At 63.3% G+C, this 11,064-nt stretch carries 10 protein-coding genes; 8 read left to right on the top strand and 2 right to left on the bottom strand.

Going from position 1 to position 11,064, the window contains the following annotated elements:
• Positions 1–259: 259 nt before the first annotated feature.
• Entirely contained in the window at positions 260–1,204 is a 945-nt protein-coding gene (locus BLU15_RS11450; protein WP_060521343.1) for a LysR family transcriptional regulator, read from the bottom strand.
• Positions 1,205–1,535: 331 nt separating this feature from the next.
• On the opposite strand from BLU15_RS11450, the gene BLU15_RS11445 reads away from it, so the two are divergent.
• Together BLU15_RS11445 and BLU15_RS11440 are read left to right on the top strand one after the other, a co-directional pair.
• Positions 1,536–3,131: a GMC family oxidoreductase gene (locus BLU15_RS11445; RefSeq protein ID WP_060582918.1), complete on the top strand. Its 1,596-nt coding sequence runs from the start codon at positions 1,536–1,538 to the stop codon at positions 3,129–3,131.
• A gap of 201 nt (positions 3,132–3,332) precedes the next feature.
• Entirely contained in the window at positions 3,333–4,376 is a 1,044-nt protein-coding gene (locus BLU15_RS11440; protein ID WP_371589773.1) for a Tim44 domain-containing protein, read from the top strand.
• Between the two features lie 75 nt (positions 4,377–4,451).
• Here the strand turns inward: BLU15_RS11440 and BLU15_RS11435 are convergent, their stop codons facing one another.
• A complete protein-coding gene (locus tag BLU15_RS11435; RefSeq protein ID WP_244546731.1) occupies positions 4,452–5,381 on the bottom strand; it encodes a LysR substrate-binding domain-containing protein in 930 nt (309 codons plus the stop codon).
• A gap of 80 nt (positions 5,382–5,461) precedes the next feature.
• On the opposite strand from BLU15_RS11435, the gene BLU15_RS11430 reads away from it, so the two are divergent.
• From BLU15_RS11430 to BLU15_RS11405, 6 genes are all read left to right on the top strand, one after another.
• Entirely contained in the window at positions 5,462–5,950 is a 489-nt protein-coding gene (locus BLU15_RS11430; RefSeq protein ID WP_060521346.1) for a DMT family transporter, read from the top strand.
• Positions 5,951–6,207: 257 nt separating this feature from the next.
• Positions 6,208–6,780: an MFS transporter gene (locus BLU15_RS11425; RefSeq protein ID WP_090295426.1), complete on the top strand. Its 573-nt coding sequence runs from the start codon at positions 6,208–6,210 to the stop codon at positions 6,778–6,780.
• Between the two features lie 51 nt (positions 6,781–6,831).
• The gene (locus tag BLU15_RS11420) at positions 6,832–7,452 is read left to right on the top strand and encodes an MFS transporter (RefSeq protein WP_090295424.1); all 621 of its coding nucleotides are present in this window, start codon (positions 6,832–6,834) and stop codon (positions 7,450–7,452) included.
• A 63-nt stretch (positions 7,453–7,515) separates the two neighbouring features.
• A complete protein-coding gene (locus BLU15_RS11415; RefSeq protein ID WP_090295421.1) occupies positions 7,516–8,994 on the top strand; it encodes an aldehyde dehydrogenase family protein in 1,479 nt (492 codons plus the stop codon).
• Positions 8,995–9,110: 116 nt separating this feature from the next.
• Complete coding sequence (ppk2, locus tag BLU15_RS11410; RefSeq protein WP_060530005.1) at positions 9,111–10,031, top strand: polyphosphate kinase 2; 921 nt, start codon at positions 9,111–9,113, stop codon at positions 10,029–10,031.
• 122 nt (positions 10,032–10,153) lie between these two features.
• Positions 10,154–10,996: a MurR/RpiR family transcriptional regulator gene (locus tag BLU15_RS11405; RefSeq protein ID WP_034802348.1), complete on the top strand. Its 843-nt coding sequence runs from the start codon at positions 10,154–10,156 to the stop codon at positions 10,994–10,996.
• Positions 10,997–11,064: the final 68 nt, after the last annotated feature.

The following is an 11,064-nucleotide window of genomic DNA, read 5'->3' as shown; positions in this document are numbered from 1 at the left end:
CAGGAAACTCTAGAGCGAAGGTCGTCGTCGCCAGCAGCGCCGCCGCCCTCGTCAGTGATCGGGCTTATAGACCCCCATCCTCACAGACGTCAACAGCCACGTTCAAAAAAACTTCAAAAATCGACAAATCTCTGAATTTAAACAATAATTCCAGCTGTTGATAAACTAGGTCGATTTTGATCCGCGAGACCCCGGTCTTTCGGTCCGTAAATCACTGCCCTTGGTTGCAAGATCATATATCGCCACAATCAGGCAGGATTTAGGAGCGCGATAGGTGCCTAACGTCTGTGGTCGGCAGTGCCATTTCACGGGTGAAATGGCCGCGGTTTTCCCTGACGCTCTGCATCAGGAATTCGCGCACCGCCCTTACCCGCGGGACGGCAACCAGGTCTCTATGGCAAACCAGCCAGTAGGTGCGCTTGAGCTCGATCTCTTCCGGCAGAACGATCTCCAGGTCGTCTTCCTGCTGCGCGATGAAGTGCGGCAAGACGCAAAGACCCAGCCCCTGCCGCACGGCCTTCAACTGCGTCAGGATGCTCGAACTCTGGAAATGGGCATGCAGGCCCGGCTGCAGCTCCCCCAGGTAATCAAGACCCGGCGCGAAGATCATGTCGTCGATATATCCGACGAAGCGGTGTGCGGCGAGATCGTTGCGCCCGGTGATCGGCGGGTGCTTCGAGAGATAGCTGCGCGCGCCATAGACATGCAGCGTGTAGGGCGTCAGCACCTCGGATTGGTAAGGCCCGGCCTTCGGCGCCGTCAGCGCCACCTGGATATCCGCCTCCTTGCGCGACAGAGACATGATCTGCTGGATCGCCAGCATCTCCAGGGAGACGTTCGGATAGCGCGCCGCAAAGTCCGCCAGCCGGTCGGCCAGAAAGAAGTTGCCGAAGCCTTCGAGTGTGCTGAGACGGACGACGCCGCGCTGCGCCGTCAGACCGTCATTGATGTCGAGCTGCAATTGTTCGGTCTCGCGCTCGATCCGCTCGGCGGTTTCGACGAAGCGCTGGCCCATGCCGGTCAAGATGTAGCCGCGCGGATTGCGCTCGAACAGCTTGACCTTGAGCGCGAATTCCAGCCTGTCGATGCGACGAGACACCGTGGCATGGCTGGTCCTCAAGCGCCGCGCCGCCGTCGACAGTTGCCCGGTGCGGGCCACCGCCAGAAAGAACTGCAGATCGTCCCAGGTGAAATTCGGATTCATGCTTACTCCCCGTCTGTCCGAAAATGAACAGATCCTGTTTTGCAATTTACGGTTCCGGACGCTTGCATCCAAGCGGTTTTTTCCCGATTGTACGCGTCAGAGCGGACATCTGAGGAGCATGTCTGGCCAAATATGAACAGACCGAAACGAACGCCCCCGGCGGCCACCATCCGGCGCCGGAGTATTCCTGCGTTCGTTCGCGGCGGCTGGCGGTTCAGGAAGAAGACAAGATGACGAAGCTCAAGAATGCGGCGCCGGGGCGCGGCTGAAGGAGCGATGTCGCCCGAACCCGGGATCTGAAGGGTCGCGCCGTACATATCGAGGGAGAACCATGGACATATACGACTTCATCGTCGTTGGGGCAGGTAGCGCCGGCTGCGTGCTTGCCAACCGCCTTTCGGAAAACCCGGGGCATCGCGTGCTGCTGCTCGAAGCCGGCGGCCGCGACAACTACCATTGGATCCATATTCCGGTCGGCTATCTCTATTGCATCAACAATCCGCGCACGGACTGGTGTTTCACGACCGCAGCGGAAGAGGGCCTGAACGGCCGTTCACTCGGCTATCCCCGCGGCAAGGTGCTCGGCGGCTGCTCGTCGATCAACGGCATGATCTATATGCGCGGCCAGGCTGAGGACTACGACCACTGGCGCCAGCTCGGCTGTACCGGCTGGGGCTGGGACGACGTGCTGCCGCTCTTCAGGAAATCCGAGGACCACTATCGCGGTGCCAACGAGATGCACGGCGCCGGCGGCGAATGGCGGGTGGAAAAGGCGCGCGTGCGCTGGGACGTGCTCGACGCTTTTCAGAAGGCGGCAAGCGAAGCCGGCATTCCCGAGACGCCGGATTTCAACCGCGGCAGCAACGAAGGCTCCGGTTATTTCGATGTCAACCAGCGTTCCGGCATCCGCTGGAACACCGCAAAGGCATTCCTGCGCCCGGCCCAGAAGCGCGGCAACCTCACAGTTCTGACCAAGGCGCATGTGCGCAAGCTGATCATCGAGGGCGATCGCATCGCCGGCGTTGAATTCCAGCATGACGGCACAGTCAAGCGCGCCGGCGCAACCCGCGAAACTGTGCTCTCCGCCGGCGCGATCGGCTCACCCCATATCCTCGAACTCTCCGGCATCGGCCGTGGTGACGTGCTGCAGGCAAACGGCATCGAGCTTCGCCACGAACGCGCCGGCGTCGGCGAAAACCTGCAGGATCATCTGCAGCTCCGCATGGCCTACAAGGTCACCGGCGTACCGACGCTCAACGAAAAGGCAAACTCGCTGTTCGGCAAGGCGTCGATCGGACTCGAATATCTACTGAAGCGTTCCGGGCCGATGGCAATGGCGCCGAGCCAGCTCGGCATCTTCACCCGCTCCGGGCCGGAAAAGGAAACGCCGGATCTGCAGTATCATGTGCAGCCGGTGTCGCTCGACAAGTTCGGCGAGCCGGTTCATTCCTTCCCGGCAATCACCGCCAGCGTCTGCAATCTGCGCCCGGAAAGCCGCGGATCGGTACATCTGAAGGGTCCGGATTTTGCCGCCGCGCCGGACATCAGGCCGCGCTACCTGACGGCGGAGGCCGACCGCGATGTCGCGGTCAGCGCCATCCGGTTGACGCGGCAAATCGTCAAGCAACCCTCGTTCGCCCGCTTCAACCCGGTCGAGTTCAAGCCGGGCCCGTCCTACGAGACCGAGGAGGACCTGAAGCGCGCGGCCGGCGATATCGGCACGACGATCTTCCATCCGGTTGGGACCTGCCGCATGGGCGCCGATCCGGAGAGCGTCGTCGATCCGGAACTGCGCCTGCGCGGTCTGAAGGGATTGCGCATCGCCGACGCCTCGGTCATGCCGACGATCACCTCGGGCAACACCAATTCGCCGACGATCATGATCGCCGAAAAGGCGGCAACGATGATCCTGGCAGTCAATCGTTAGGCGTCAGCGGCAAGGGCGGGCGGCACTCGGGCGTCCGCCGAAGATGCTGATTCCATGCCGGATTCGGCCAGCTAGCGGTGTCGGATAACGGTAAACTGGCCGAAAAGCGACGCGAAAAGCTTAAATCTCAGGCGTTGAGCCCCTATATCAGGTCCTGATGGCTCGGTTGAGCCCAAGCAAGATTTAGGGGTTGTGATGGCAATGCAGCGATTTGGGCGTTTTGGACGAACTCTGGCAATGATGGCGATCGGCATGGTCGTTGCGCTGACCGTTGTGGACGTCGCCGAAGCGCGGCGTTCGGGCGGCGGCTTCGGTAGCCGCGGCACCCGCACCTTCTCGCAACCGCCGGTCACCCGTACCGCGCCGACCAACGCGGCACCGATCGACCGTTCGATGACGCCGCGCCAGGACGCAGGCCCGGCCGCGACCAATCCGGCAGCCGGCCAGACGCGCCCGAACGCCACCCAGCCGAACGCCCGTCCGGGCTTCTTCAGCGGCTTCGGCGGTTCGCTGCTCGGTGGCCTGATGGTCGGCGGCCTCATCGGCATGCTGATGGGCGGCGGTTTCGGCGGTGCTGCCGGCTTCCTCGGCCTGATCGTGCAGATGCTCCTGATCGGTGGCCTGATCATGCTCGCCATGCGCTTCTTTAACCGCAACCGCCAGCAGACAGCCTATGCCGGCCCGTCCGAGCGCTCGTCGGGCCAGCAGCCATCGAACGGCATGCCGTCGTTCAAGATCCCGAGCATCGGCGGCGGCCAGGCAAGCGGTCAGGCGCAGGCTCGACCCCAGGCAGCCCCTCAGGCGGCGCCCGTCACCGACGGCCCGGCCGATGAAATCGGCGTCCAGGGGTCTGACCTCGAGCAGTTCGAAAAGATGCTGAAGGACGTGCAGGCGGCTTACGCCGCGGAAGACTACGGCACGCTGCGTCGCCTGACGACGCCGGAAGCCATGTCGTACCTAGCAGAAGAGCTCAGCGACAACGCCACGAGCGGCGTCAAGAACGATGTGCGCGACGTGCACCTCGTTCAGGGCGACGTCGCCGAAGCCTGGTCGGAGAACGGTACCGAATTTGCGACCGTCGCCATGCGTTACGAGAGCATCGACGTCATGCGCGACCGCACCACCGGCAAGGTGATCAGCGGCGATCCGGACAATCTGACGGAAGCCGTCGAGCTCTGGACTTTCGTGCGCAAGCCGGGTGCCGAATGGCAGGTTTCGGCGATCCAGGGCGTCAGCCACGACTGAAGCGCAGCAAAGCCTATAGAAAAAAGGCCCGGTCGGCATCGCCGCACCGGGCCTTTTCGTTTTCAGGCCGTCCAATCACACGGCCGCGGGGGCCCCAGTCGGCGGCGCGAGGATGCCGGTGATCAGATCCCGCAGCCAGCGATGGGCGGGGTCGCCGTCGCGCCGCCGGTGCCAGATCTGCCGGAAGGCGAAGGGCGGGATCGCGAAGGGTGGCGCGAAGATGGCGAGCGGCCCGATCTCCCCGTCGCGGGGCAGGATCCGGCGCGCAACCGTTAGCACGAGGTCGGTTCCCGGAACGAGACCCGGCGCCGCACTCCAATGAGGCAGGGCCAGCGCAATGCGGCGCTTGTGTCCAATAGCCGAAAGCGCAAGGTCGATCTCGTTGCCGGTATCGCCACGCAGGGAGACGAGAATATGCGGCCGCTGCAGATAGGCCGAAAGATCCATCGTCGTTTCGCCGCCGAGGCTCGCGCGATCGGCCAGGCAGGCGAAGTGCTCCTCGAACAGCAATGATGTCCTCAGATCCTCGGCAAGCGTCGGGAAAACCCCGAGCGCCAGATCGATTTCGCCGTCGACGGCCTGCGCCATCATCACTTCGCGGCTTGCCTGGCTGACGAGGAGATCGACGTTCGGCGCCTGCCGGCGCAGCACGGTCATCAGTTGCGGCAGCAGCACAAGCGCAGCGTAATCGGACATCGCCAGCCGGAAGACGTGGGGCTCGCGCGCCGGATCGAATGGCTGAGAACCCATGAGCAGACGCATATGCGCGAGCGCTTCGGCAAGCTGCGGCGCGATCGCCAGCGCCCGCACCGTCGGCTCGAGATGGCCGCCATGGCGAACCAGCAAGGGATCGTCGAACAGAGCGCGCAACCGCGCCAGCGCATGGCTGACGGCAGGCTGGCTCTTGTTCAACCGCAGAGCCGCGCGCGAGACGTGGCGCTCCGCCAGGAGCGCGTCGAGCACCACGAGCAGGTTCAGGTCGATTGCGCCAAGATTATTCATCATACGAATATAGCACGTGAAAAATTGGAATTTCCATTCCCAAGATAGATGATGGAGGGTCGCCGCAACAAAAAGGAAAAACAATGCCCAATCTCTCCTCCCTCCTGTTGCTTGCCGTGGCGATCTTCGCCGGCGCCGTCGTCCCCCTCCAGGCCGGCGCCAATGCCAACCTTGGCCGCCTCCTCGGCCATCCGCTCTGGGCGACGGTCGTCTCGCTCGGCGTCAGTCTCGCGCTCATCCTGCCGATGCTGATTGCCTTCCGGGCGCCGTTGCCCAGCCTGGCTGTGGCATTCAAGGGTCCGTGGTGGATCTGGGTCGGCGGCCTCGCCGGCGTGATCTACATCACTGCGGCTCTTCTCCTTGCGCCGAAGCTCGGCGCGGCAAGCTTCATTGTCGCCGTCATCGCCGGCCAGATGGTCATTTCCATGTTGATCGATCACTACGGCCTGATGGGTTTCCCGCAAAAGCCGGTCAATGCGGCGCGGCTGACCGGCCTGTTCTTCATCGTCGGCGGCATGGTGATCACCCAGATCGCCAATGTCACGCCGGCCTTGGCCAACGCGCCGCGATAGCACAGAGCCGCATCTCGGCAGCGGCAGCCATGACGATCAAGGCTGCCGCTTGTCACCTGAGAAGCACCCATGGTAAATGGCTGACCATGTCGAGCGAACCCCATTTGATGGCCTGATTTGCCCCGCAAGGCGGGGCTTGCATCTGTGAGCCCAGAACCGTCCGCCTCTTGCGCGGGCTTATCCTGTTCGCATTCGATCTCATCAAACCTGCCCAATACAGCAGACCCGAGATCGATTGCGTCTCATCGGGCTCTCCTATGGACAAATCCAATCTTTGGGGCGATGCCGCCTTCCGGCGCATCAGCCTCGTCCTCACCGTCGATTCCTTCTGCTCCTGGATGCTCGTCGCCGCGCTGCCGCTCGTCGTTGCAAGCCGCTTCGGCGCCGGTGCGGAACTGGTCGGCAGTCTTGCCTTGCGTCTGCTGCCGAGCCTCCTGCTTGCGCCGATCGTCGCCTCGCTCCTACGGCGCAGCGGCCCGCAGCTTCCGGTGCTGTGCTGCCTGTCGGTGACCGCCATCGCCATTCCCGGCCTTGCGTTCGCGCCGGACGCAATGACATTGCACATGATCGTCCTGGTCATCGGCGCTGCGGACGCGGTGGTCACGCCGGGTCTGTTGATGCTGCGCGCCGCCGTCGTTCCAGCCGGCCGCAACATGGAGGCCAACACCGCCTTCCAGGCGATCGACCGCTTCGCCAAGATTTTCGGTCCGCCGGCGGCGGGTCTGGCAGCTGCCTCCACCTCGATCGTGACAACCCTTCTTGCGCTGTCCCTTGCCCAGATCGGGGCAGCCCTTCTGCTGGTGCTTCAACCACGCGACAAGCCGGTGTAGGAGAACGCGGCACCCTCGCACGCATCGGGCTTCGGACGGGAAACCCTTGCGATGTTTCGCGAGAACCCCTTGCTCTGGGCTTTGCTGCTCCCGGCCTTCGGCTACATGGTCTCGCTCGGGACACTGCAGCCGTTCCTGTTCTGGCTCAGTCGTGACCAGTTTCATCTCGGCCCGGAGATGTGGACCTTGCTTCTGGCGGCACAGGGCGCCGGCGCCCTGATTGGTGCCGTCGTCTCGCACCGATTGGCGGGAGCTTTGACCAGTACGCAGGCGCTGCTTCGCGCCTATCTTCTCTCCAGCCTGCTCGAAGGCCTTTCGACCTTCGCGCTGATTTTTGCCCCCAACTCCCTGGTGGCCAGCGGACTGCTGATCGTCGGCGGCATACCGGAGATGATCGCTTTCGCTACCTACTTTACCCTCCTGCAACGCTGCCTGTCCCTGGAGCGCCAGGCAGTGTTTTACGCCGTGAGCTTGCCACTCATGGATGCCTGCTTGATCGCCGGCATCGTCTCGGGAGCCTTCTATACCAGCGATCTCGTGACCCTCGGGCAGTTCTGGCTCTTTGCCAGCGCCTGCGCCGTGCTTCCGGTTCTGCCGTTCCTCGCGTGGCGCGGGTCGGCGACCGACCGTCAGAGCAGTGTCTCGCGGCAAAAAGATCAACGCCAGCCGTAACTTACGGCTGGCGTGTTTCACTTTGACTGGCCATACTCGCACCGGGCTATAAAGGGGTATTGCATGCAGGACCGGTTGTTCATCGATGGCAAATGGGAAAAACCGCGGCGCGGCGGCACGCTCGACGTGATCGATCCGGCGACGGAGGAGATCATCCATCGTGCACCTGCGGCAACCTACGAGGACGTGGACCGGGCCGCAAAGGCGGCCCGCATCGCCTTCGATAGCGGCCCCTGGCCAAAACTTTCGGGCAGCGAGCGCGCCGCCTATCTGCGTGCAATCGCCGCCAAGATCGAGGAAAAGCGCCACTCGCTGGCCCGGCTCGAAGTCGCCGACAACGGCAAACCGCTGCCGGAAGCATTGTGGGACATCGACGATGCTGCAGGCTGCTTCCGCTATTATGCCGGCCTCGCCGAGGAACTGGACACCAGCCCTGAGGAGGCGATCGCCGTCGGCGACAGCCGCTTCACGTCACGCGCCGTGCGCGAACCGCTGGGCGTCGTCGGCGCGATCACCCCGTGGAACTATCCGTTGCTGATGGTGTCGTGGAAGGTGGCGCCGGCGCTGGCCGCCGGCTGCACCATCGTGCTCAAACCGTCGGAGCTGACACCGCTGACAGCACTTGAGCTCGGCGTCATCGCCGAGGAAGTCGGGCTGCCGGCCGGCGTGCTCAACATCCTCACCGGCACCGGCCAGGACGCCGGCCAGCCGCTGACCGAGCATCCACTGGTCGACAAGCTTGCCTTCACCGGCTCCGTCGTCACCGGCCGCAAGGTGATGATGGCCGGTGCCCAGGACATCAAGAATGTCAGCCTCGAACTCGGCGGCAAGTCGCCCTTCGTCGTCTTTGCCGACAGCGACATCGACAAGGCCGTCGAATGGATCATGTTCGGCATCTTCTGGAACCAGGGCCAGGTCTGCTCGGCGACCTCGCGCGTGCTCGTCGAGGAGACGATCTACGAGACCGTCGTCAAGCGCCTCTGCGAAGAAGCGGCGAAGATCACCATCGGCAATGGTCTGGAAGACGGAAACCTGCTCGGGCCGATCGTCTCGAAGGGGCAGTACGACAAGATCATGGGCGCGATCGACCGCGCCCGCCAGGACGGCGCCACGGTGGCTGCCGGCGGCGGCCGCCCGGCCGGCCTCAACAGCGGCTACTTCATCGAACCGACGGTGCTGACCGATATGCGCGAAGACAGTTACGTCTGGCGCGAGGAGATCTTTGGTCCGGTCGTCTGCGTCAAGCCGTTTGGCGAAGAGGCCGACGCGATCCGCATGGCCAACAACAGCCGCTTCGGTCTTGCAGCCGCCGTCATGTCGGCCGACAGGGACCGCTGCGAGCGCGTCGCCCGCGCTTTTCGCGCTGGCATCGTCTGGATCAACTGCTCGCAGCCGACCTTCACCGAAGCACCCTGGGGTGGCTACAAGCAATCGGGCATCGGCCGTGAGCTCGGCCGCTGGGGCCTTTCCAATTATCTGGAGACCAAGCAGATCACCAGTTTCGACGCCGACGAGCCCTGGGGCTGGTACATCAAGGGATAGCGCCGATCGGGGCGTGGAGGTCAGCGTCAAATTCCCTTCATGCGGCTGTGAAATAAGCCGACTAACGATGGCATCACGCAAAGTTGTCGTCGAACACACGCAATCCGGAGGGTCAGATGAACAGGTCGAACGACGAGATCGAAACGCAGGACTGGCTGGAAGCGGAACTGGCCGACACGCTCGACGAGGACTACGAACTCGAGCTTTCCGAACCGGCGCTGTCGGAAGAGATCCGCAAGATCTACCGCAAGAACCACCCGCCATCGATCCCGCGCATCGATTACTTCCGCTCGCTGCTGAAGTTGCAGTCGGAACTGATCAAGCTGCAGGACTGGGTGGTCCATCACAAGGAAAAGGTGGTGGTGATCTTCGAGGGCCGCGATTCCGCTGGCAAGGGCGGCGTCATCAAGCGCATCACCCAGAGGCTCAATCCCCGCGTCGTGCGTGTCGTCGCGCTGCCGGCACCGTCCGACCGCGAAAAGACGCAATGGTATTTCCAGCGCTACGTGCCGCACCTGCCGGCCGGCGGCGAGATCGTGCTCTTCGACCGCTCCTGGTACAACCGCTCCGGCGTTGAGCGCGTCATGGGCTTCGCCACCGAGGACCAGGTCGAGCAGTTCTTCGACGACGTGCCGGAATTCGAGCGCATGCTGGTTCGCTCCGGCATCCGGCTGGTGAAGTACTGGTTCTCGATCACCGACGAGGAGCAGCAGATGCGCTTCCTGGTGCGCATTCACGACCCGTTGAAGCAGTGGAAGCTGTCGCCGATGGATCTGCAGTCGCGGGTGCGCTGGGAAGGTTACACCAAGGCCAAGGAGGAGACCTTCGCCCGAACCAACATCCCGGAAGCACCCTGGCATATCGTCGAAGGCAACGACAAGAAGCGCGCCCGTCTGAACTGTATCGACCACCTGTTGAGGCAGATCCCCTACGAGGACGTGCCGCACGAGGAAATCTCCCTGCCGGAACGCGTCTTCAACCCGGACTACGAGCGCAAGGTTCTGCCGCCGGAACTCTACGTGCCGTCGAAATACTGACGCACGCGGGCAACCGCCCGCGTCTGCAGCCGTTGAAAGCGAGGCGGCATCCGCCCGCCTCGCTTGCAATATCCCCGCGAAAATCAGAGATTGCCGTGAAACGCCAGTTTCATGGACATCGCATGAGCCCGAAAGAACGTTCCTTCCTCACCCGTGTTCGCCAAGTGCTGCCGGAACTGCATCCGGCCGAGCGGCGGCTGGGCGACTTCCTCTGCGATTTTCCAGGCGAGGTCGCCAGCTACTCAGCCCAGGAACTGGCGGCGCTCGCACATGTGTCGAAGGCGACGGTCTCTCGCTTCATCCAGCGGCTCGGCTACGACAATTACGAAGAAGCGCGTCGGCATGCCCGCGCCGACAAGCAGACCGGTTCGCGCCTGTTCCTTGCAACCGCCACCGACAGCGGCGGCGAGCAGTCGCTCACGTCCCATGTGGCGCAGGGCGTGGCCAATATCGAAGCGACCTTTCTCGCCATTTCCGAAACCCAGGTGACGGCGGCGGCAACCGCCATCCTTGGCGCCCGCAAAGTCTGGGTCATCGGCTTTCGCGCCAGCCATTCCTTCGCCACCTATCTGCAATGGCAGATGACACAGGTGGTCGAGCACATCTCGGCCATTCCCGGCGGCGGCCAGACGCTCGGCGAACATCTGGTCAGCATCAACAACGACGACGTCGTCATCCTTTTCGGCCTGCGCCGGCGCGTCACGTTGATGGAACCGATCCTCGCGCAGCTCGAAAAATCGGGCGCAAGGCTGCTCTATATCACCGACGAAGGCGTTCCCTTCCTCAACCAGGCAGAATGGCATTTCCGCTGCCAGACGCTGGCGCCGGGGCCCCTGTTCAACCACGTCTCGGTGATGGCGCTCTGCCATCTGCTCACCACGCGTTGCATCGAAATCGCCGGTCCCGCCGGCCGAAACCGCCTGCGCGGCATCGAGGCGATCAACGACGCTCTCGACGAATTGTGAGCGCCGATTGGGCATTTGCCTGAAACGGCAGAACATTTTTCGAGCACAAGAAATCTGGGTTTCAACCG

Source organism: Ensifer sp. YR511, from assembly GCF_900103045.1.
Lineage (GTDB): Bacteria > Pseudomonadota > Alphaproteobacteria > Rhizobiales > Rhizobiaceae > Ensifer > Ensifer adhaerens.
Note: the sequence above shows the minus strand (reverse complement) of the source record. Positions and strands in the feature narration are given on the sequence as shown.